This window comes from Micromonospora sp. WMMC415, from assembly GCF_009707425.1.
GTDB lineage: Bacteria > Actinomycetota > Actinomycetes > Mycobacteriales > Micromonosporaceae > Micromonospora.
In genome coordinates, this window is the sequence record NZ_CP046104.1 from 1,682,780 (window position 1) to 1,703,744 (window position 20,965).

Sequence of the window (20,965 nt, forward strand, 5' to 3'; positions counted from 1 at the left end):
TGCAAACGCTCACCGATCCGGCATGTGTCGCCACTCACCGTCAACAATGCCTGTTCAGAGCGTCGGGACACTGGCGTCAGCGAGGGAGTCGAGCGCCTGTTCGGTGCCGTCCGACCGTTTCCTGCCTCACTGCGGCTTCCCAAACCACATCCCGTCTGATGAAATCGCGGCCGTGCCGCGCGTGGGCTCTCCGCTGCACCAGGCACGGGTCGGCGGGTCAGGCGTGGAAGAAACGACGGAGGCGATGTCGTGAGCACCGGACCGACGACCCTGCCCGCAGGCGGCGACCGTGACCGGTCGAGTCGCCGCCGCCTGCCCCGGCTCCGCGACGCCCGGATCCGGTCCAAGCTGGCGCTGATCCTGGTCGTGCCGGTCGCCGCGGTCATCGCGCTGGCCGCGGTCCGCCTGGTCGCCGTCGGCGCGGACGCGTACGACGCCTCCCGCGCCGAGGCGCTCACCGAGCTCTCCGTCGACGTCTCCGCGCTCGCCCAGGACCTGCACGCCGAGCGGATGGCCGCGTCCGCCTACCTCGCGGCGCCCGAGCAGCGCGCCGACGCGTACAACCTGCGGGTGCGCAGCACCGACGAGCGGGTGAAGGCCTACCGGGAGGAGCGCGAGCGCGTCGGCGCGGCGCCGGCCGCGGTCCGCGACCGCCTGGCGGCCATCGACGACCACCTGGAAACCCTCGACGCGACCCGGCAGCAGGTGCTGGACCGCCGGCAGATGGTTGTCGCCGAGGCGTCGCTGCGGTACGGCGTCATCCTGACCGACCTGGTCGCGTACGGCGACGGCCTGGCCCAACTGCCCGGCGAGGAGCGGCTGGCGGACGCCCGTCGTGCGGTCGCCGCCTTCGCCCGCGCCAAGGCCGCCGTCGCCGAGGAGGAGTCGGTCGCCTACACCGCGCTGAGCGCCGGCCGGATCGACGAGGAGCAGTTCTCCTCCTTCGTGGCGACCCTGACCAGCCAGCAGGAGGCGCTGCTCGCCTTCTCCCTGGCGGCCGACCCGACGCAGCGCGCACTGGTGGACAGCACCGTCTCCGGCGACGCGGTGACGCTGGCCGACCGGGTCGCCTCCGACATCACCCGCTCGGTCGGGCAGCGGCCCCTGGTCACCGCCCGCGACGCGAGCGCCGCGATCGGCGCGGTCAACGACCTCATGCGGTGGGCCGAGATCCGGCTCCAGGACGAGCTGCTGACCCAGGTCGAGCAGGCCCGCGCGGACGTTCTCCGGCAGGCCGTGGTCGAGTCGCTGCTGGTGCTCCTCACGCTCCTCATCGCGGTCACCCTCGCCGTGGTGCTGGCGCGTTCGCTGAACCACTCGCTGCACCGGCTGCGGGAGGGCGCCCTCGCGGTGGCCAACCACGACCTGCCGGACGCGGTGCGCCGGCTCCAGAGCATGGAGACCGTCGGCGACGGCGGTGTCGACGAGATCGTCCGACAGGTACACGACCCGATCAAGCTCGCCAACCGCGACGAGGTCGGCCAGGTCGCGCTCGCCTTCAACGTGGTCCACCGGGAGGCGGTCCGGGTCGCCGCCGAGCAGGCCGCGCTGCGGACGAGCGTCTCGGCGATGTTCCTCAACCTGGCCCGTCGGAGCCAGACGCTGGTCGACCGCATGATCGGCGAACTGGACGCGATCGAGCGCAGCGAGGAGGACCCGAAGCGGCTGGCGCGGCTCTTCGAGCTGGACCACCTGGCGACCCGGATGCGCCGCAACGACGAGAACCTGCTGGTCCTCGCGGGTGCCGACTCGGCCGTCCCGCGCCGGGAGGACGCCCTGCTGGTCGACGTGCTGCGCGCCGCGCAGTCCGAGGTGGAGCTGTACAACCGGATCGAGTTCGGCACGGTCGACACCGACGTCTCGGTGGCCGCGCACGCGGTCAACGACGTCGTCCGGCTGGTCGCCGAACTGCTCGACAACGCCACCCGCTTCTCCCCGCCGAACACGACGGTGGTCGCCGACGCGCGGCGGATCCGCGACTACGTGCTGATCCAGGTCGAGGACCGCGGCCTCGGCCTGTCCGAGGAGCAACTGGACTCGCTCAACCGGCGGCTCGCCGAGCCGCCGACCGTCGACGTCGCGGCGTTCCGGCTGATGGGTCTGGCGGTGGTGAGCCGGCTCGCCGCCCGCTACGGCATCCGGGTCGAGCTGCGCCGCAACGTCGAGGGCGGCACCGTCGCCCAGGTGACCCTGCCGACGACCACGGTGGTTCTGCCCACCCGGGGACGGGAGCCGATCGCCCGGCCGCGCCAGCCGCTGGCCGTGGAGCAGACCCCGCTCACCCCGGTCGGCCTCGGCGAACCGCTGGCCGGCGCGACGCGGACCGCCACCCTCCCGGACCCCTGGCGCACCGACCAGGCGCCACCGGCGCTGTGGCAGGCGCCGGAGCAGGCTCGCGACACCACCTCGCCGGTCCAGGCGGGCGGCCGGACGGGGGCGCAGCCCACGGTCGCCCCGGTGCAGCCGGCGTTCGCCGGTGGCCTCGCCACGGGTGCGCCGACGGCCGCGTACGCGACGCTGGACCCGCTGCCCCGCCGCCCCGCCGCGGACACCCCCGCCACGACCGCCACGGGGGCCTTCCCCGCCGTCGGTACGGGCGCCGCGACCGGTGCCGCCCCCGGCAGCGGGTCGACCGGCGGCGGGTTCGGCGGCGGGCTCGGCGCGGGGCTGGCGGCCACCGCGTCGCTGGCACCGACCCCGCCGATCACGCCACCGGTCGACCTCCCGGCGGAGGCCCCGATCTTCCGGGAGATGGAGGCGGTCTGGTTCCGGTCGCACGGCAACGACGCCACCGCCATCTTCGCCCGGCCGGACTTCGGCCCGCCGGCCACGCCGGCCAGGGACCGTCCGGCGGCGGAGGAGACACCGGCCCGGCCGAAGCTGCCCACCCGGGTGCCCGGCACGTCGGCGGCGCCGCCCGCGCAGCCGCCACCGCCGTCGTACGCCCCGCCCGCCGCGACGGCCGGTCGGCCGGCCGCCGCGGACGCGACGGCGGCCACGGAGCCGCCCGCGGCCGCGCCGGCGCCGGCGGCCGACGCGGACGCGTGGCGGACCGCGGCCGACGAGGGCTGGTCCCGGGCCGGCCGGGCCGCCGAGCCGGCCACCGACGGCACCACCCGCTCCGGTCTGCCGAAGCGGAGGCCGCAGGCGCAGCTCGTTCCCGGGGGCATCGAGCCCCGTACCCAGGAACGCACCCGGCGGACGCCGGACGACGTACGTGGTCTCCTGTCGGCCTACCACCGCGGTGTGCAGCGCGGGCGGGCGGCCGGCACGGATCTGAACAGCACCTCTACCAAGGAGACGAGCCGATGAACAGGCCAGCTGCCATGCAGGACATGGGTTGGCTGCTCACCAACTTCGCCGACAGCGTGGCGGGCATCGCCCACGTGGTGGCGGTGTCCGCCGACGGGCTGCTGCTCGCCTCCTCCCGGGACCTGCCTGCGGACCGGGCGGACCAGCTCGCGGCGATCACCTCCGGTGTGGTGAGCCTGACCGAGGGCGCGGCCCGGATGTTCAGCGCCGGCGGGGTGCTTCAGACAGTCATCGAGATGGACAGCGGTTACCTGTTCCTGATGTCGATCAGTGACGGTTCGTCGATGGCCGTGCTCGCGGCCCGCAGCTGCGACGTCGGCCAGGTGGGGTACGAGATGGCGCTCCTGGTGGAACGGGTCGGCGCCGCACTGGTGCCGCTGCCGCGGGACGCGGTGCGTTCGTAGCCCGGGGCGCGGCGCTCGCCCGCGCCGACCTGGGACAGGTGATCCGGTGCCGGAGGGCTCCGGACCGGCAGAGGGGAGGTGACCGCGGATGGATCACCGGCGTGCGGACCCGCGTGGCGAGCTGGTACGCCCCTACGCGGTCACCCGGGGCCGGACCGAGCCGCGGCAGGACATCGCCCTGGAGGCGGTGCTGTCCGCGAGTGCCACAGCGGTCGCCGAGTCCCGCTTCGCGGGGCACGACAAGCACCGCATCGCGACGGTCTGCGAGGGCCGGGCGCAGTCGCTGGCGGAGATCGCCGCGTACACCCGGATGCCGCTGGGCGTCACCCGGGTGCTGGTCGCCGACATGGTGGCCGAGGGCCTGCTGACGCTACACACCGCCGCTCCCGCCGTGGGGTACGAGGAGCGGATGAACCTGCTTGGAAGGGTGCTAAGTGGACTTCGCGAACTATGACCCCGCCGGGGCGAGCCGCAGCCGGGAGATCATCTCCGCGAAGATCGTCATCGCGGGTGGCTTCGGCGTCGGCAAGACGACGCTGGTCGGCGCCATCTCGGAGATCACCCCGTTGACCACCGAGGCGGTCATGACGGCGGCCGGCGTCGGCATCGACGACCCGTCCAAGGTGCCCGGCAAGGAGACCACCACGGTCGCCATGGACTTCGGCCGGATCACGATGGCACAGGACCTGATCCTGTACCTGTTCGGCACGCCGGGCCAGACCCGGTTCTGGTTCATGTGGGACGAGATCATCCGGGGCGCGGTGGGCGCGGCGGTCCTGGTGGACACCCGCCGCATCACCGACGCGTTCGCGCCGCTGGACTACTTCGAGAACCGCAACCTGCCGTACGTGGTGGCGCTCAACAAGTTCGACGGCGCCCCCGAGTACGAACTGGACGAGGTGCGGGAGGCGCTCGCCATCCCGGCCGACGTGCCGCTGGTCATGACCGACGCCCGGCACCGGGACGCCGTCAAGCAGGTGCTGGTGACCGTCGTCGAGCACGCCATGACGCGCCTGCAGGCCGAGCACGACCGGGGCTACCCGGCCCCGGTCGGCTGACGGCCCGGCCCGGCGGCCCGGCGGCGGCCCGGCGGCGGCCCGGCGGCGGCCCGGCGGCGGCCCGGCGGCGGCCCGGCGGCGGCCCGGCGGCGGCCCGGTGGTGGTGTTAAGAGGGGCCCCTTCCTCTACCGCAGGCGTTAAGAGGGGGCCCTTCCTTCCACGTCAGTCCACGCGGAGGCGGTAGCCCCGTTTCACTACCGTCTGGACGACCCTTGGGGCCTTCAGGCCGGCGCGGAGTCGCGCCACCGCCATCTCCACCGCGTGCTCGTCCGCGCCGCGCGGCAGCGTCCGCAGCAGGGCGGTCCGGGACAGGACGCGCCCCGGGGCGGCCGCCAGCGCCCGCAGCACCGCCATCGGGGCCGGCGCCAGCGGGCGCAGGTCCCCGTCGACCAGGGCCGCGTGCCCGCGCAGGGTGAGCAGGTGGCCGGCGGCCTTCAGGGTGACCGTACGCTGGGGCAGTTCGTCGACGATGGTTCGGACCAGGGCACCGAGCCGCGCCCGGTGCGGCGCGCTGACCGGGACCCCGCGTCGCAGGAACGGCTCCGCGGTCACCGCGCCCACGCAACTGGCCAGCACGTCGCCGCGGAAGGCGTCGAGCACCGCGTCGGTGCGGTCCCCGGCGGCGCGGAGCAGCGCCTCGGCGGCCGGAGCGGAGGTGAACGTCACCGCGTCGACGAGCCGGCCGGCGACCAGGTCGATCAGCCGGTGCAGCGGCGCCGGGTCGGTGGGCGGCGCCCAGCGGTAGACCGGAACCTCGATCACGGTCGCCCCGGCGGCCTCCAGCGCCATCGTGCACTCGGGCTGCCGCTCGCCGTGCAGCTGCATGGCGATCACCTGCCCCGCCACGCCGCGCCGGCGCAGGTGGTCGACCACCTCGTCACAGCTCTCCGAGGCCGGGGACCACTGGTCGTGCAGGCCGGCGGCGCGGATCGCGCCCCGCGCCTTGGGGCCGCGTGCCACCACGTACGCCTCGCCGAGGACCGACCGCAGCGGCTCGGCCAGCCCCCAGCCCTCGGCCGCCTCCAGCCAGCCGCGCATTCCGATGCCGGTGTTGGCCATCAGGATGTCCGGCGGCCGGTCCAGGCAGGCCCGGGTCGCCTCGCGCAGCTCGGTGTCGTCGGCCAGCGGGACGATCCGCAGGGCGGGGGCGAGGACCACCCGCGCACCCCGCCGCTGGAGCAGCGCCGCCAGTTCGTCCCGTCGCCGGTCGGCGGTCACCCCGATGGTGAAGCCGGCCAGTTCGTCGCGCATTCACCCACCACCTCTCAGCCGCACCTCGACCAGGCCGTCGCGGCAGCGCACCTCGTGCGACCGGACGGTGACCCCGGGCAGGTCCAGGCAGCGCCCGGTACTCAGGTCGTACACCTGCTTGTGCAGCGGGGACGCCACCGTCGGCACGCCACCCCGGCTGCCGACGATCCCGCGGGAGAGCACGTACGCCCCGGAGACCGGGTCGAGGTTGTCGATGGCGAACAGGCCGTCGGCGGTGCGGAACAGCGCGATCTGCACGCCGTCGACCAGTGCCGCCACGCCCCGGTCCGGGTCCAGGCGGTCCAGCGGGCAGACCGCGGTCCAGGTGAGCGTCGCCGTGCTCGTCGCCGTGCTCATCGCCGCACCTCCGGCATCCCGAGCGCCACCGGCTGCCGTTCGCCGGCCGCCGTGGCGGGGGCGGGCACCGGTTGGCCGCGTTCCGAGGTGAACCGGATCGAGGGATCGGGCACGTCGGGCGCGTTGACGAAGGAGGTGAACCGGCGCAGCCGTACGGGGTCGTCGAGGACGTCCCGCCACTCGTCCGAGTACGAGGCGACGTGCCGGGCCATCGCCTCGTCCAGTTCGGCGCAGACGCCGAGGGAGTCGTCGACGATGACCGCGCGGAGGTGGTCCAGCCCGCCGTCCATCGCCTCGATCCAGGCGGCGGTGCGTTGCAGCCGGTCCGCCGTGCGGATGTAGAACATGAGGAACCGGTCGATCAGGGTGACGAGCTCGGCCGTGGTGAGGTCGCTGGCGAACAGGTCGGCGTGCCGGGGCCGGAAACCGCCGTTGCCGCCGACGTAGAGGTTCCATCCGGTCTCGGTGGCGATGATGCCGAAGTCCTTGCTGCGGGCCTCGGCGCACTCCCGGGCACAGCCGGACACCGCGGACTTGATCTTGTGTGGGGCGCGCAGACCCCGGTAGCGCAGCTCCAGCGCGATGGCCAGTCCGACCGAGTCCTGCACCCCGTACCGGCACCAGGTCGACCCGACGCACGACTTCACCGTGCGCAGCGCCTTGCCGTACGCGTGGCCGGACTCGAAGCCGGCGTCGACCAGCCGCCGCCAGATCTGCGGCAGCTGCTCGACCCGCGCGCCGAACAGGTCGATCCGCTGCCCACCGGTGATCTTCGTGTAGAGCTGGAAGTCCCGGGCCACCTCGCCGATCACGATCAGCTTCTCCGGGGTGATCTCGCCGCCGGGGATCCGTGGCACCACCGAGTAGCTGCCGTCGCGTTGCAGGTTGGCCAGGAAGTGGTCGTTGGTGTCCTGGAGCGACGCCTGCTCCCCGTCGAGGATGTGCCCGCTGCCGAGGGAGGCGAGGATCGACGCCACCGCCGGCTTGCAGATGTCACAGCCACGCCCCCGGCCGTGTTCGGCGATCAGCCGGGAGAAGGTACGGATGCCGCGTACCCGGACGATGTCGAACAGCTCCTGCCGGCTCGCGTCGAAGTGCTCGCAGAGTGCCGTGGACTGCTTCACCCCGGCGGCGTCGAGGAGCTGCTTGAGCATCGGTACGCACGAGCCGCAGCTGGTGCCGGCCCGGGTGCACGCCTTGAGCGCCGGCACGTCGGCGGCGCCACCCGCGATCGCCGCGTCGATGTCGTCGCGGGTCACCGCGTTGCAGGAGCAGACCTGCGCGGAACCCGGCAGCGTCGTCGCCCCGGCGCCGCCCCCGGCCGGCGCGAGCAGCGCCAGCGGCGGGCCGGGCAGCGGGCCGCCCACACTCGCCCGCAGCGTCGGGTACGCGCCGGCGTCGCCGACCAGCACCCCGCCGAGCAGCGTGCTCGCGTCGTCGGAGAGGACCAGCTTCGCGTACACCCGGGTGGCCGGGTCGGTGAACGTCACGTCGAGGCAGCCCTCGGTGGTGCCGTGCGCGTCACCGAACGAGGCGACGTCCACCCCGAGCAGCTTGAGCTTGGTCGCGGTGTCCGCGCCCGGGAAGGTCGCCGCGCCACCGACCAGCCGGTCCGCGACCACCTCGGCCATCGCGTAACCCGGCGCGACCAGGCCGTGGCAGGTCCCGTCGACCGCCGCGCACTCGCCGACCGCCCAGATCCGCTCGTCCACCGTCCGGCACGTGTCGTCGACGAGCACCCCGCCCCGGGGCCCGAGCGGCAGGCCGGCGGCCCGGGCCAGCTCGTCGCGCGGCCGGATGCCGGCCGCGACGACGACGAGGTCGGCGTCGACCCGGCCGCCGTCGCTCAGCTCCAGCGCGGCCACCGACCCGTCCGGGCCGGGGCGCAGGGCGCTGGTGGCGACCCCGAGGTGGCAGGTCACGTCCAGCTCCTCGACGTACCGGCGGAGCATCGCGCCGCCGGCGGTGTCCACCTGCACCGGCATCAGCCGCGGCGCGAACTCCACCACGCTGGTGGCGAGCCCCAGCAGCCGGAGCGCGTTCGCCGCCTCCAGACCGAGCAGGCCGCCCCCGATCACGGCGCCGGTGCGCCGGCCGTGCGCGTGCTCGCGGATCGCCGCCAGGTCGTCCAGCGTGCGGTACACGAAGACCCCCGGCAGGTCCGTCCCCTCGACCGGCGGGACGAAGGCGTACGACCCGGTGGCCAGCACCAGCGCGTCGTACGGGTACTCCCCGGCCGCCGTCGTGACCACGCGCCGGGCCCGGTCGATCGCCGTGACCGGCTCGCCGAGCCGCAACTCGACGCCGTCGTCGGGGGTGTGCAGGTTCAGTTCGTCCTCGCCCACCCCGTCGAAGAACGCCGAGAGCCGCACCCGGTCGTACGCCGGCCGGGTCTCCTCGGCGAGCACCGTCACCCGCCAGCGACCGGTCGTGTCCCGGGCGCGCAACGCGTCCACGAACCGCTGCCCGACCATGCCGTTGCCGACGACCAGCACTCTGCCGCCGTTCATCGCGCCACCTCCACCGAGTCCACGCTGGACAGCCATTCGACGATTCCGGCGACCGCGTCCCGGCAGCCGCCGCAGCCCGTACCGGCACGGGTCCCCGCCACCACGGCGTCGACTGTCCGGGCCCCGGAACGCCAGCAGCTCACCAGCGCCCCCTTGCTGACGTTGTTGCACTGGCAGACCGTCACCGCGTCCGGCATCAGCGCCGGCGTCGCGGCCGGCTCGGCCGGTGCCGCGCCGAACGCCCGGCCGAGCAGCAGGGACCGCCGGTCCGCGGGGACCGGCTGCCCCCGGTCGAAGAGTTGGATGACCGTGCCGACCGCCGGGTTGTCGCCGAGCAGGATCGCGGCGGTCAGCCGCTCGTCGTGGATGCGCAGCCGGGCGTACGTGCCCCGGGCCGGGTCGGTGAAGGTCAGCTCCTCACCGGGCCCGTCGCCGGCCGGGTCGCCCATCGCGGCCAGGTCGATGCCGGCCGCCTTGAGCCGGGTCACCACCGGCCTCGGCCGGTAGCGGGCCAGCGGGTCCTCGCCGGTGAGCACCTGCGCCAGCACGCGCGCCTGCGCCCACGCCGGGGCGACCAGGCCGGTCAGCGCGCCGTCGTGCTGGGCGCAGTCGCCGATCGCCGAGACGCACCGGTCGCTGGTGCGCAGCCGGTCGTCCACGAGCACACCCCGCTCGACCGCCAGCCCGGCCGCCGCGGCGAGCGCCGTGTCGGGGCGCACCCCGCAGGAGAGCACCAGCAGGTCGGCGTCGAGCGACCGGCCGTCGGCGAGGTCGAGGCGTACGCCGTGGGCGTCGGCCGCCACGGCGGTGGCCGGGACCGACAGGTGGGTGGTGACGCCCAGACCGGCGAGGGTCCGCGCGAGCACCGCGGCGCCGGCCGGGTCGAGCTGGCGCTCCATCAGGTACGGCACGGGGTGCACCACGGCCACGTCGAGTCCCCGGGCGGCGAGCCCGCGGGCCGCCTCCAGCCCGAGCAGCCCGCCGCCGAGCACGAGGACGCGGCGTGCCCCGGCGGCGACGGCGAGGATCCGCCGGCAGTCGTCCAGGGTGCGGAACGGCACCACCCGCTCGGGCAGTTCCGGGCCGTCCAGTCCGGGCAGCGGCGGCACGATGGCCCGGCTGCCGGTGGCGAGCACGAGGTGGTCGTACGGGATCCGGTCGCCGTCGTGGGTGCGGACCGCGCGGTCCGCCCGGTCGATCGCCGTGACGGTCACCGCGGTTCGCAGGTCGACGCCCTGCCCGGCGACCTCGGCCAGCTCCACGTCCGGCTCGCCGATCTTCCCCGCCAGCAGCGTGGACAGCATGATCCGGTTGTACGCCCGGTGCGGCTCCGCCCCGAGCACGGTGACCTTCCGGTCCCCGTCGCGTGCGTGCAGTTCGCTCGCGAGTCGGGCTCCGGCCATCCCGTTCCCGACGATCACGATCCGTTCGGTCACGGCGTCTCCACCCTCTCGACTCGCACGGCGCAGATCTTGAACTCCGGCATCCCGGAGACCGGGTCGACGGCGTCGTTGGTGACCGAGTTGGCGCGGGCCGCGCCGCCCCAGTGGAAGGGCGCGAAGACGGTGTCCGGTCGGATCGCCGTGCTGAGCCGGGCCGGTGCGACCATCTCGCCCCGGCGGGAGACCACCCGGACCGGCTCGCCGTCGGTCACCCCGAGCCGCCCGGCCAGGTCCGGGTGCAGCTCCACGAAGGCCTCCGGAGCGGCCCGGTTCAGCGCCGGCACCCGCCGCGTCTGGGTGCCCGACTGGTACTGGGCGAGCACCCGGCCGGTGGTGAAGTGCAGCGGGTAGGCCGCGCTGACCTCCTCGGCGGCGGGCCGGTGCTCGACCGCGTGGAACCGGGCCCGTCCGTCCGGGGTCGGGAAGCGCTCGGCGAAGAGCCGGGGCGTGTCCGGCCCGTCGGGGTCCGGGCAGGGCCAGTACGCGCCGTCGTGCGTGTCGATCCGCTCCCAGGTGATGCCGGCGTAGTCGGCGATCCCGCCGGCCGATGCCCGCCGCAGCTCCGCGAACACCGCCGCCGGCTCGGCCGGAAGGAAGGGCCCCTTGTTAACGCCTGGTGACTGTGAAGGGTCCCTTCCTTGCACCTGGGCGAGGCGGGCGGTGAGGTCGGCGAGGATCGCCAGGTCGGTGCGGACGCCGGGCGGTGGCTCCCGCAGCGCGCGGCGGCGCAGCACCCGGCCCTCCAGATTGGTCATCGTGCCGTCCTCCTCGGCCCACTGCGCCGTCGGCAGCACCACGTCGGCGAGGGCGGCCGTCTCGGAGAGCAGGAAGTCGGCCACCACCAGCAGGTCGAGGTCCCGCAGCCGGCCCTCGATCCGGGTCGCCCGGGGCGCGGAGACCACCGGGTTGGAGCCGAAGACGAGCAGCGCCTTCGGCCCGTCCGGGGTGCCGAGCGAGTCGAGCAGCCGGTACGCGGGCACCCCGGGCCCGGGCAGGTCGTCGGCCGGTACGCCCCACACCCCGGCGACGTGTGCGCGGGCGGCCGGGTCGTCGATGCGGCGGTACCCGGGGAGTTGGTCGGCCTTCTGCCCGTGCTCCCGGCCGCCCTGCCCGTTGCCCTGGCCCGTGAGGCAGCCGTACCCGGAGCCGGGCCGGCCCGGCAGGCCGAGAGCGAGCGCGAGGTTGACGTACCCGGTGACCGTGTCCACGCCCTTGGCGTGCTGCTCGGCGCCGCGCGCGGTCAGGATGACCACCCGCTCGCCGGTGCCCAGTGCCCGGGCGGTCGCCTCCAGATCCGCCACCGGCACCCCGGAGAGCGCCTCGGCGCGCGCCGGCCACCACGCGGCCACGGCCCGGCGGACCTCCTCGAAGCCGGTGGTCCGGGCGGCGATGTAGTCCTTGTCGACCAGGCCCGCGGTCACGGCGATGTGCAGCAGCGCGCTCGCCACCGCCAGGTCGGTGCCGGGCAGCGGTTGCAGGTGCAGATCGGCCAGGCGGGCGGTGGCGGTGACCCGGGGGTCGACCACGATCAGCTTCCCGCCGCGCTGGCGTTGCTCGGTCAGCCAGCGCACCAGCGGGGGCATCGTCTCGGCCGGGTTCGCGCCGACCAGCAGGAGGGTGTCGGCCCCGCCCAGGTCGGACAGCGGGAACGGCAGGCCCCGGTCGACGCCGAACGCGCGCATGCCGGCCGCCGCCGCCGAGGACATGCAGAACCGGCCGTTGTAGTCGATGTGCCGGGTCCGCAGCGCCACCCGGGCGAATTTGCCCAGCGCGTACGCCTTCTCGTTGGTGAGTCCGCCGCCGCCGAAGACGGCGACCGCGTCGCGGCCGTGTCCGGACTGGACGCCTCGGATTCCCTCGGCGACCCGGTCGAGGGCGGCGTCCCAGGTCGCCGGGCGTAGTTCGCCGCTGGCCGGGTCACGCAGCAGGGGACCGGTGAGCCGCTCGGGGTGGTCGAGCAGTTCGGCGGCGGTCCAGCCCTTCTGGCAGAGACCGCCCCGGTTGGTGGGGAACTGCCGGGGCAGCACCGCCACCCGGCCGTTCTCCTCCCGCAGCGTCATGCCGCACTGCAGGGCGCAGTACGGGCAGTGCGTCGCCGCCTCCCGGGGCGGGGGCCCCGGTGCAGTCGCAGGTCGCGCACCGTCTGTCATGCCCGAGAAGCGTGCCGCCGAGGGGTTTCCGGTCCGGGTCCCGTTTGTTTCGGTCCTGTCAAGAGCGGCTCACACCGCACCGGGGCAGCGGGCGGGCCGGCTTGGTCTAGAATGTGAGAAAAAATTCCCAGAAGTTGGGAGAGGCGATGAGTGTGGCGGAGGCGTTCGACGCCGTGGCGGGCCGGTACGACGAGGCCCGACGCCGGCTGGTGCCCTGCTTCGACCAGTTCTACGCAACGGCGGTCGAGGTGGCCGCGCCGCCGTTGCGCGCCGCGCTCGCGGCGGGGCGTACCCCCGAGGTGCTGGACCTGGGCGCCGGCACCGGGCTGCTCTCCCTGCTGGTCGCCGCGGCGGTGCCCGGGGTGCGGGTGACCGTCGTGGACGCCGCGCCGGCGATGCTGGCGGTCGCCGCGGACCATCTGCGGGCCGCCGGCGTGCCGCACCGCACGGTCCACGCCGACCTGGGTGACCCGATCCCGGCGGGCCGGTACGACGCCGTGGTCAGCGCGCTCGCGATCCATCACCTGGACGACGCCGACAAGCGGGCGCTGTACCGGCGGGCCGCCGCCGTGCTCGTCCCCGGTGGCGTGTTCGTCAACGCCGAGCAGGTCGCCGGCCCGACGCGGGAGCTGGACCGGCGCTACGACGAGGTGTGGGTCGCCCAGGCCACCGCGCTCGGCTCGGACGACGCGGAGATCGCGGCCGCGCGGGAACGGATGGCGTACGACCGGCCGGCGCCCGTCGCCGCCCAGTGCGCCTGGCTGGTCGAGGCGGGCCTGGTCGACGTGGACTGCTTCTTCAAGGCGTGGCGGTTCGCGGTGTTCGGCGGCCGGGTGCCGGTGTGACCGTGAGTCCGGTCTGACCGGTTTGTCGACCGGCGTCACGAGGGATGACTGTCGGTCACACCGCTGGGTAATCTGGTCGGCATGACTGCCAAGGTGACCCTGTCGTTCTCGGACGAGACGATCGAGGAGGCCCGGCGGTTCGCCAAGCGCGAGGGACTGTCCCTGTCCGCCTGGATGGACCAGGCCGCCCGGGAGAAGGCGCTGCGCGAGGTCTTCTCGGCGCACGCCGCCGCCGTCGGCCGGGCCGGGATCGACCTGGAGTCCGCCGCCCTCGCCGACGATCGCGAGGTGGGCATGGTCGACGACCTGCTCTTCGGCGGGCGTCCGCGTGCTGCGTAGGGGTGAGGTCTGGCGCGTCTCCGGCGCCCGTGAACGACTGGGGCTGATCATCAGTTCCGACGTGTACAACTCGACCGCGGTGCCGATCGTGATCGTGGCGGAGGTCGTCGAGACCGCGCTGCTGCGCGACTCGCCCCTGGCCGTCGAGATGGGGGACCGGGTGGTGATGCCCGACCGGCTCTCCTCCCCGATGAAGAAGTGGTTCACCGAGTGCGTGGACGTCGCCGACGCGGAGACCATGCAACGGGTCGGCCGCGCGCTGCGCATCCTGCAACAGCTCTGACGCGCTCTCTTTCTCACGGACGGTCATCCGGCTTTCTCACGGACGGTCATCCGGCCCGGTGCGATCACCGTTGCCTGCCCGACCTCGTCGACGAAACGCTCCGGTAACGGCGGCTATCTAGCTTTCGGCCAGGATCGCTCGACACCGGCCGGACCGGTGGGTCGTGCGAGCCACGACATGGACCGGCCGGAAGGAGCGCCTGATGACGACGACGAGCGTGCCCGAGACGACAGCGGAGGAGATCGACCTGCAACGCCGGCCGGGCCGGTGGATCGGGCACTGGGCCCCGGAGGACGGCCACTTCTGGCGGACCGTCGGCCGGGGGATCGCCCGGCGCAACCTCATCTACTCGATCTTCGCCGAGCACATCGGCTTCTCCGTCTGGTTGCTCTGGAGCATCGTCGTCGTCCGGCTCGACGACGTCGGCTGGACGTTGACCACCAGCCAGGCGCTCTGGCTGACCGCCGTGCCCAGCGGTGTCGGCGCGCTGCTGCGGCTGCCGTACACGTTCGCGGTGCCGGTCTTCGGCGGCCGCAACTGGACCATCGTCTCGGCCCTGCTGCTGATCATCCCGTGCGCGGGCCTGGCCTGGGCGGTCCAGCATCCCGAGATCGGGTTCGTGCCGCTGCTGCTGATCGCCGCCACGGCCGGCTTCGGCGGCGGCAACTTCGCCTCCAGCATGGCGAACATCTCGTTCTTCTATCCGGAACGCGAGAAGGGCTGGGCGCTCGGCCTGAACGCGGCCGGCGGCAACATCGGCGTCGCGGTGGTGCAGTTCCTGGTGCCCCAGGTGATCGTGCTCGGTGGCGGGCTCGCGCTGGCCCGGGCCGGTCTGATGTACATCCCGCTCGCGGTGATCGCGGCGGTCTGCGCGTACCTGTTCATGGACAACCTGGTCGAGGCCAAGGCGGACGTCCGGCCGGTCTGGTCGTCGCTGCGGCACCGGGACACCTGGGTCATGTCGTTCCTGTACATCGGCACCTTCGGCTCGTTCATCGGCTACTCGGCGGCCTTCCCGACCCTGCTCAACGGCGTGTTCGGTCGGCCGGACATCGCGCTGAGCTGGGCGTTCCTGGGCGCGGCGGTGGGTTCGATCTGCCGGCCGTTCGGCGGCCGCCTCTCCGACGTCATCGGCGGCGCGCGCATCACCGTGGCCAGCTTCGTCCTGATGGCCGGCGGGGCGTACCTGGCGCTGTGGTCGGTGCAGGAGCGCCGGCTGGGCGTCTTCTTCCTGGCGTTCATGCTGCTGTTCGTGGCGACCGGCATCGGCAACGGCTCGACCTACCGGATGATCTCCCGAATCTTCCAGGTGAAGGGGGAGGACCTGGGCGGTACGCCGGAGATCATGCTGGCGATGCGCCGCCAGGCGGCCGGGGCGCTGGGGATCATCTCCTCGGTCGGCGCGTTCGGTGGGTTCCTCGTGCCGATCTGCTATGCCTGGGCGAAGTCGACCTACGGGGGCATCCAGCCGGCTCTGCGGTTCTATGTCGGGTTCTTCCTGGTGATGATCGTGGTGACCTGGGCGGCGTACCTGCGGCCGGGAGCGCGGATGGCGCGTGCCCGGGTGTGAGTCCGCTCATCCCCCGCGGGGGTCCGGCGTGCGCGCCGGACCCCCGTTTTGACCGGCCCACACGGCGTTGGGTATCGTTACCTGCTGTTGTGCGACATCTAGAGGCGTGCCACCTGAGGTACGCTTGGTCGTTCGTGCGCGCCTGGTCACCCGGCGCGCGACCCCAGACCGACGACGAGACAAGGTAGACCTGTGCGTACGTACAGCCCGAAGCCGGGTGAGATCGAGCGTCAGTGGCACGTCATCGACGCCTCTGATGTCGTGCTGGGCCGCCTGGCCACCCACGCCGCCACGCTGCTGCGCGGCAAGCACAAGCCGACTTTCGCGCCGCACGTCGACACGGGCGACTTCGTCGTCATCGTGAACGCGGGCAAGGTCGCGCTGACCGGCAACAAGCGGCAGCAGAAGATCGCCTACCGTCACTCCGGCTACCCGGGTGGCCTGAAGCAGGTCGGCTACGACGAGCTGCTGACCAAGCGTCCCGAGCGGGCCATCGAGCTGGCCGTGAAGGGGATGCTCCCGCACAACAAGCTCGGCCGTAAGCTCATCAAGAAGCTGAAGGTCTACGCCGGTGCCGAGCACCCGCACGGCGCGCAGTCGCCGGTGCCGTTCGAGATCAAGCAGATCGCGCAGTGAGCGCGGGCGAAGGAAGCAGCATGACCGACATCACCGCCACCGAGGTCGCCCCCGAGGCCACCGAGGCGCCGGCGCCCGTCGCCCGCGCGCCCCGTGGTGACCGGCCGATCCAGACCGTGGGCCGCCGCAAGGAGGCCATCGTCCGGGTTCGCATCGTGCCGGGCTCCGGCAAGATCACCTGCAACGGCCGGGACCTCGAGGCCTACTTCCCGAGCAAGGTGCACCAGCAGCTCATCAAGGACCCGCTGGTCACCGCCGAGAAGGCCGAGGCGTTCGACGTCATCGCGAACCTGCGGGGTGGCGGCACCACCGGCCAGGCCGGTGCGCTGCGGCTGGCCATCGCCCGGGCCCTGATCGTCAGCGAGCCGGACGACCGTCCCGCGCTGAAGAAGGCCGGCTTCCTGACCCGGGACGCGCGGGTCAAGGAGAGCAAGAAGTACGGCCTCAAGAAGGCCCGCAAGGCTCCCCAGTACTCGAAGCGCTGACCATCAGCTGCACGTTGTACTTCTGACGGACGGCCGGACCGCCTCCCCCACGACGGGAGGTGGCCCGGCCGTTCCGTTCTCCATCATCGGCAGTTCCATCGGAGGTTGGCGGGTATGGGCCGGTTGTTCGGCACTGACGGCGTACGCGGGCGGGCGAACGCGGATCTCACGCCCGAGTTGGCGCTCGCGGTGGCGGTGGCCGCCGCGCACACTCTCGCCGAGTCGGACAAGAGCCATCCCCCGCTGGCCGTCGTCGGCCGCGACACGCGGGCCAGCGGCGAGATGCTCGAAGCCGCCGTGGTGGCCGGCCTCACCAGCGCCGGTGCGAACGTCGTCCGGGTCGGCGTGCTGCCGACCCCGGCGGTGGCGTTCCTCACCGCCGAGGCCAAGGCCGACCTCGGCGTGATGCTCTCCGCGTCGCACAACCCGATGCCGGACAACGGCATCAAGCTGTTCGCCGCCGGCGGGCACAAACTGCCGGACGAGATCGAGATGCGGATCGAGGCGGCCGTCCAGGCGAACGCGACCACCGCCTGGGAGCGCCCGATCGGCGCGGGCGTGGGCCGGGTCCACGACCTGCTCGACGGCGCCGACCACTACGTGCAGCACCTGGTGGGCACCGTCCCGCACCGGCTCGACGGGATCAAGGTCGTGGTGGACTGCGCCAACGGCGCCGCCGCCGAGGTGGCCCCGGCGGCGTACCAGGCGGCCGGCGCCGAGGTGATCGCGATCCACGCCGAGCCCGACGGCCTCAACATCAACGACGAGTGCGGCTCGAACCACATCGAGGCGCTGCGCCAGGCCGTCGTCGAGCACGGCGCGCACCTGGGCATCGCCCACGACGGCGACGCCGACCGGTGCGTCGCGGTGACCGCCGACGGCGACGAGGTCGACGGCGACCAGCTGATGGCGATCCTGGCGCTGGCCATGCGGGAGGCCGGCACCCTCACCGGCGACACGCTGGTCGCCACGGTGATGAGCAACCTCGGCCTGCGCCTGGCCATGTCCCGCGAGGGCATCCGGCTGGTCGAGACCAAGGTCGGCGACCGGTACGTGCTGGAGGAGCTGCGCGCGTCCGGCCTCGCGCTGGGCGGCGAGCAGAGCGGGCACATCGTCATGCCCGCGTACGCGACCACCGGCGACGGCGTGCTGACCGGCCTGCACCTCATGTCGCGCGTGGCGGCGACCGGGAAGTCCCTGGCCGAGCTGGCCGCTGTGATCACCCGGCTGCCGCAGGTGCTGATCAACGTGCCGGTCGGCGACCGCACCGTCGGTGCCGCGGCGCCAGCCGTGCGGGCCGAGGTCGAGCGGGCCGAGGCCGAGCTGGGCGAGACCGGTCGGGTGCTGCTGCGCCCCTCCGGCACCGAGCCGCTGGTCCGGGTCATGGTCGAGGCCGGCACCGAGGCGACCGCCCGTTCGGTGGCCGAGCGGATCGCCGAGCAGGTCCGCACCGCCAGCCCGGTCGCCTGACCGGCCCCTGCCGGCCCATTCCGACGCCGGGTGCCGTCGCTGCGGCGCCCGGCGGTCGCCCACGTCCGGCGCCATCGCTACATCGCTCGGCCCGTTGCCGACAACGCCGGCGGCTGTGCCGATAGCGCTCGGGCGTCGCTGACAGCGCGCGGGCCGTGGCCCACTACTGCGGTGTCGTCACGGCGCCCGGGCGTGCGGCGCACGGAGGCTTTGGAGCTGACTCGCCCGCGACATCATGTCGGCGAGTCCGGGCTGATTCATCCACGACATCAGGTCCAAAGGGCCGCGGAGTGCATGTGCCCGGCGGAGCAGGGCCGCGGTGTGCACGCATCCCCTGGCACGGCACGCGCCGGGCAGGACAAGGCCGCGGTGTGCACGCGGCCCGCGCCCCGGTGTGCACGCGCCCGGCAAAACAGGGGCCGCGGTCAGCTGGTCGGCACGCGGTGCAGGAAGCGGGCGGCCAGGTCGCTGATCTGGTCGGCGTCCAGCTCCAGGGCGGGGTCGGCCACCGTCACCTCGGCCAGCGCCAGCCCGGGGACGTCGGTGTCCCGCCACTGGCCCACGAACCAGACCTTCTCCTCCTCCGCGAGCGCGAGGGCGGCGTCGTTGAGCGCGTCGGCGGGGTAGGGCAGCCAGAACCGGAACTGGTGGGTGTGCGGTGGCGCGGGGAAGACCCGGGCCCCGGGAATCGTGGCGAGCGTCTCGGCGACCAGCCGGGCGTGGGCCACGTAGCCGGGCAGGCGGGGCAGTTCGTGGTCCAGCCCGTGCAGCGCGGCCAGTGCTGCCGGCCACTGCTGGAAGACCGTCCCGCCGTAGCGGTGCCGCCAGGCGCGGGCGTACCCGGTCAGCTCCGGATCGCCGGCCAGCACCGCCCCGGAGACACCCCCGAGGGACTTGTAGAGCGAGACGTACACGCTGTCGACCAGGGCGGTGACCGCCGGGGCGGGCCGCCCGAGGTGCACGGTCGACTCCCACAGCCGGGCGCCGTCGACGTGCACCCGGGCGCCCCGGGCGCGGCCCGCGTCGACCACCGCCACCAGCTCGTCCCAGGTGGGCAGCAGGAACCCGGCGTCCCGCAGCGGGAGTTCGAGGAGCAGCGTGCCGAACGGCTCGCCGAGGTCGGTGACCTCCTCGGCGGTCGGGAACCGGGCGCCGTCCGGGGTGCGGGCGGCACGCAGGCCGGTGAGCACCGCGTACGCGTCCCGTTCGTGGACCAGGGGGTGGCTGAGCGGGTGCAGGGCGACCGCGTCCCGGCCGGTCACCTCGGCGCCGTGGCGGAGGGCGACCTGCTGCGCCATGGTGCCGGTGGGGAAGAGGACGGCGGTCTCGGTACCGAGCAGGTCGGCGATCCGGTGCTCGACGTGCTCGACCACACCGCCCTCGCCGTACACGTCGGGGAGGGTGTCCTCGGGCAGCGCGGCCCGCATCGCGTCCAGCCGCTCGCCGACGGTCGCCGGACGCGCTCCGGACAGGACCACGTCGCAGCCCCGCAGCGCGGCCAACCGCCGGAGCCGTTCGGCCTGCTGGCCGCTCACCGTGCCGTCCCGAGCCGGCGGAGCCGGGTGACCGCCTCGGTCAGCACCTCCGGACGTTTGCAGAAGGCGAACCGGATCAGCCGCCGGCCGGCCTCCGGGTCGTCGTAGAAGACCTGGGTCGGTACGGCCACCACACCGCAACGCTCCGGCAGTGACCGGCAGAACTCCACCCCGTCCCGGCCGCCGAGCGGGGTGACGTCGGCGGTGACGAAGTACGTGCCCTCCGGCGCGAGCACCTCGAACCCGGCATCGGTGAGGCCGGCGACCAACTGGTCGCGGCGGGCCTGCATGCCGTCGCGGAACGCGGTGAAGTAGTCGTCGCCGAGGCCCAGAGCCACGGTGACCGCGGGTTGCAGCGGTGCGGCGTTGACGAAGGTCAGGAACTGCTTGACCCGCAGTGCCGCCGACACGAGCGCGGCCGGGCCGCTCGCCCAGCCGACCTTCCAACCGGTGCAGGAGAACGTCTTGCCGGCCGAGGAGATCCGGAGGGTCCGGTCGCGCATCCCCGGCAGCGTGGCGAGGGGTACGTGCGCCGATGCGGCGTCGGTGAAGACCAGGTGTTCGTACACCTCGTCGGTGACCGCGTACGCGTCGTGCTCGCGGCACAGCTCGGCGACCAGGGCCAGCTCGTCGGCGGTGAAGACCTTGCCGGTCGGGTTGTGCGGCGAGTTCAGCAGGACCAGCCGGGTGCGGGGCCCGAACGCGGCACGCAGCGCGTCGGGGTCGAAGGCGTACCGGCCGTCGGCGCCGGGACGCAGCGTGACCGGCCGCCGGACCGCCCCGGCCAGGGCGATCGAGGCGGCGTACGAGTCGTAGTACGGCTCGAAGCAGACCACCTCGTCACCCGGCTCGCAGAGGCCGAGGATCGCCGCCGCGATCGCCTCGGTGGCGCCAGCGGTCACCACGATCTCGCCGTCCGGGTCGTACTCCAGCCCCCAGAAGCAGCGCTGGTGGGCCGCGACGGCGGCGCGCAGCGCGGGGGTCCCCGGACCCGGCGGGTACTGGTTCTGGCCGGTCCGCAGCGCCTCGGCCGCAGCGGCCAGCATCTCCGGCGGCCCGTCGGCGTCCGGAAAGCCCTGGCCGAGGTTGACCGCCCCGGTGCGGACGGCGAGAGCGGACATCTCGGCGAAGATCGTCGTCCCGAACGGGCGCATCCGGGCCACCAGGGGATCGACGTGGGCGGTCGTCACGCCCGCCAGCCTACGGACTCGCCGTGCCGGTTCAACCCGTCGAGCCCGTTGATGGCGTTTCGTGACTCTCCGTAGCGTCCTGCTCCCTTCGCTCAAAGTTGCTGATCGTTTACTGGACTTCCGAGCAC

General features: G+C 73.8%; 18 protein-coding genes. 11 read left to right on the forward strand and 7 right to left on the reverse strand.

Annotated features, from left to right (window positions below; genetic code table 11):
- Positions 1–249 precede the first annotated feature (249 nt).
- The 4 genes from GKC29_RS08300 to GKC29_RS08315 all read left to right on the forward strand — a co-directional run bounded on the left by GKC29_RS08300 (position 250) and on the right by GKC29_RS08315 (position 4,774).
- Positions 250–3,312 (forward strand): sensor histidine kinase, encoded by a 3,063-nt coding sequence (locus GKC29_RS08300; RefSeq protein WP_155330263.1) that lies wholly within the window; start codon positions 250–252, stop codon positions 3,310–3,312.
- Positions 3,309–3,716 (forward strand): roadblock/LC7 domain-containing protein, encoded by a 408-nt coding sequence (locus tag GKC29_RS08305; protein WP_030329975.1) that lies wholly within the window; start codon positions 3,309–3,311, stop codon positions 3,714–3,716. The genes GKC29_RS08300 and GKC29_RS08305 overlap by 4 nt, the downstream gene beginning before the upstream one ends.
- A gap of 88 nt (positions 3,717–3,804) precedes the next feature.
- A complete protein-coding gene (locus GKC29_RS08310; protein ID WP_155330264.1) occupies positions 3,805–4,170 on the forward strand; it encodes a DUF742 domain-containing protein in 366 nt (121 codons plus the stop codon).
- Positions 4,151–4,774: an ATP/GTP-binding protein gene (locus tag GKC29_RS08315; RefSeq protein WP_155330265.1), complete on the forward strand. Its 624-nt coding sequence runs from the start codon at positions 4,151–4,153 to the stop codon at positions 4,772–4,774. Before GKC29_RS08310 ends, GKC29_RS08315 begins: the two co-directional genes overlap by 20 nt.
- A 162-nt stretch (positions 4,775–4,936) precedes the next feature.
- On the opposite strand, the gene GKC29_RS08320 is transcribed toward GKC29_RS08315, so the two are convergent.
- From GKC29_RS08320 to GKC29_RS08340, 5 genes are read right to left on the reverse strand one after another with little or no spacing between them, the layout of a single operon-like run.
- Positions 4,937–6,025 carry a uroporphyrinogen-III synthase gene (locus tag GKC29_RS08320; RefSeq protein WP_155330266.1) on the reverse strand — a complete coding sequence of 363 codons (1,089 nt, stop codon included), beginning with the start codon at positions 6,023–6,025 and terminating at the stop codon, positions 4,937–4,939.
- Positions 6,026–6,382 (reverse strand): nitrite reductase small subunit NirD, encoded by a 357-nt coding sequence (nirD, locus tag GKC29_RS08325; protein WP_155330267.1) that lies wholly within the window; start codon positions 6,380–6,382, stop codon positions 6,026–6,028. It abuts the gene before it with no gap.
- Entirely contained in the window at positions 6,379–8,892 is a 2,514-nt protein-coding gene (gene nirB, locus GKC29_RS08330; RefSeq protein ID WP_155330268.1) for a nitrite reductase large subunit NirB, read from the reverse strand. The genes nirD and nirB overlap by 4 nt, the downstream gene beginning before the upstream one ends.
- Positions 8,889–10,328 (reverse strand): FAD-dependent oxidoreductase, encoded by a 1,440-nt coding sequence (locus tag GKC29_RS08335; RefSeq protein ID WP_155330269.1) that lies wholly within the window; start codon positions 10,326–10,328, stop codon positions 8,889–8,891. Before GKC29_RS08335 ends, nirB begins: the two co-directional genes overlap by 4 nt.
- A complete protein-coding gene (locus tag GKC29_RS08340) occupies positions 10,325–12,394 on the reverse strand; it encodes a molybdopterin oxidoreductase family protein (protein ID WP_230688960.1) in 2,070 nt (689 codons plus the stop codon). Before GKC29_RS08340 ends, GKC29_RS08335 begins: the two co-directional genes overlap by 4 nt.
- Positions 12,395–12,630: 236 nt before the next feature.
- Between GKC29_RS08340 and GKC29_RS08345 the strand changes: the two genes are divergently transcribed.
- The 7 genes from GKC29_RS08345 to glmM all read left to right on the forward strand — a co-directional run bounded on the left by GKC29_RS08345 (position 12,631) and on the right by glmM (position 18,112).
- Positions 12,631–13,329, forward strand: a complete 699-nt coding sequence (locus tag GKC29_RS08345) for a class I SAM-dependent methyltransferase (RefSeq protein WP_155330271.1) — start codon at positions 12,631–12,633, stop codon at positions 13,327–13,329.
- An 81-nt stretch (positions 13,330–13,410) separates the two neighbouring features.
- A complete protein-coding gene (locus GKC29_RS08350) occupies positions 13,411–13,668 on the forward strand; it encodes a DUF6364 family protein (RefSeq protein WP_155330272.1) in 258 nt (85 codons plus the stop codon).
- Positions 13,658–13,951, forward strand: coding sequence for a type II toxin-antitoxin system PemK/MazF family toxin (locus tag GKC29_RS08355; RefSeq protein WP_155330273.1), 294 nt, complete (start codon positions 13,658–13,660; stop codon positions 13,949–13,951). Before GKC29_RS08350 ends, GKC29_RS08355 begins: the two co-directional genes overlap by 11 nt.
- 202 nt (positions 13,952–14,153) lie before the next feature.
- Positions 14,154–15,521, forward strand: coding sequence for a NarK family nitrate/nitrite MFS transporter (locus GKC29_RS08360; protein ID WP_155330274.1), 1,368 nt, complete (start codon positions 14,154–14,156; stop codon positions 15,519–15,521).
- A 192-nt stretch (positions 15,522–15,713) separates the two neighbouring features.
- The gene (gene rplM, locus GKC29_RS08365; RefSeq protein WP_091102704.1) at positions 15,714–16,157 is read left to right on the forward strand and encodes a 50S ribosomal protein L13; all 444 of its coding nucleotides are present in this window, start codon (positions 15,714–15,716) and stop codon (positions 16,155–16,157) included.
- Between the two features lie 20 nt (positions 16,158–16,177).
- On the forward strand, positions 16,178–16,642 hold the full coding sequence (rpsI, locus tag GKC29_RS08370) for a 30S ribosomal protein S9 (RefSeq protein ID WP_030501567.1): 465 nt from the start codon (positions 16,178–16,180) through the stop codon (positions 16,640–16,642).
- Positions 16,643–16,756: 114 nt separating this feature from the next.
- Positions 16,757–18,112, forward strand: a complete 1,356-nt coding sequence (glmM, locus tag GKC29_RS08375) for a phosphoglucosamine mutase (RefSeq protein ID WP_155330275.1) — start codon at positions 16,757–16,759, stop codon at positions 18,110–18,112.
- Between the two features lie 425 nt (positions 18,113–18,537).
- Here glmM and GKC29_RS08380 read toward each other — a convergent pair whose 3' ends face one another.
- Together GKC29_RS08380 and GKC29_RS08385 are read right to left on the reverse strand one after the other, a co-directional pair.
- A complete protein-coding gene (locus GKC29_RS08380; RefSeq protein ID WP_155330276.1) occupies positions 18,538–19,647 on the reverse strand; it encodes a low specificity L-threonine aldolase in 1,110 nt (369 codons plus the stop codon).
- Positions 19,644–20,837: a pyridoxal phosphate-dependent aminotransferase gene (locus GKC29_RS08385; protein WP_155330277.1), complete on the reverse strand. Its 1,194-nt coding sequence runs from the start codon at positions 20,835–20,837 to the stop codon at positions 19,644–19,646. The genes GKC29_RS08380 and GKC29_RS08385 overlap by 4 nt, the downstream gene beginning before the upstream one ends.
- Between the last annotated feature and the right edge of the window lie 128 nt (positions 20,838–20,965).

Excerpts from the sequence above, each read along its gene's own strand:
- GKC29_RS08360 (WP_155330274.1), top strand. The coding sequence starts at position 14,154 with ATGACGACGACGAGCGTGCCCGAGACGACAGCGGAGGAGATCGACCTG.
- GKC29_RS08320 (WP_155330266.1), bottom strand. The coding sequence starts at position 6,025 with ATGCGCGACGAACTGGCCGGCTTCACCATCGGGGTGACCGCCGACCGG.
- GKC29_RS08340 (WP_230688960.1), bottom strand. The coding sequence starts at position 12,394 with ATGACGCTGCGGGAGGAGAACGGCCGGGTGGCGGTGCTGCCCCGGCAG.
- rpsI (WP_030501567.1), top strand. The coding sequence starts at position 16,178 with ATGACCGACATCACCGCCACCGAGGTCGCCCCCGAGGCCACCGAGGCG.
- GKC29_RS08310 (WP_155330264.1), top strand. The coding sequence starts at position 3,805 with ATGGATCACCGGCGTGCGGACCCGCGTGGCGAGCTGGTACGCCCCTAC.
- glmM (WP_155330275.1), top strand. The coding sequence starts at position 16,757 with ATGGGCCGGTTGTTCGGCACTGACGGCGTACGCGGGCGGGCGAACGCG.
- nirD (WP_155330267.1), bottom strand. The coding sequence starts at position 6,382 with ATGAGCACGGCGACGAGCACGGCGACGCTCACCTGGACCGCGGTCTGC.
- GKC29_RS08350 (WP_155330272.1), top strand. The coding sequence starts at position 13,411 with ATGACTGCCAAGGTGACCCTGTCGTTCTCGGACGAGACGATCGAGGAG.
- nirB (WP_155330268.1), bottom strand. The coding sequence starts at position 8,892 with ATGAACGGCGGCAGAGTGCTGGTCGTCGGCAACGGCATGGTCGGGCAG.
- GKC29_RS08305 (WP_030329975.1), top strand. The coding sequence starts at position 3,309 with ATGAACAGGCCAGCTGCCATGCAGGACATGGGTTGGCTGCTCACCAAC.
- GKC29_RS08345 (WP_155330271.1), top strand. The coding sequence starts at position 12,631 with ATGAGTGTGGCGGAGGCGTTCGACGCCGTGGCGGGCCGGTACGACGAG.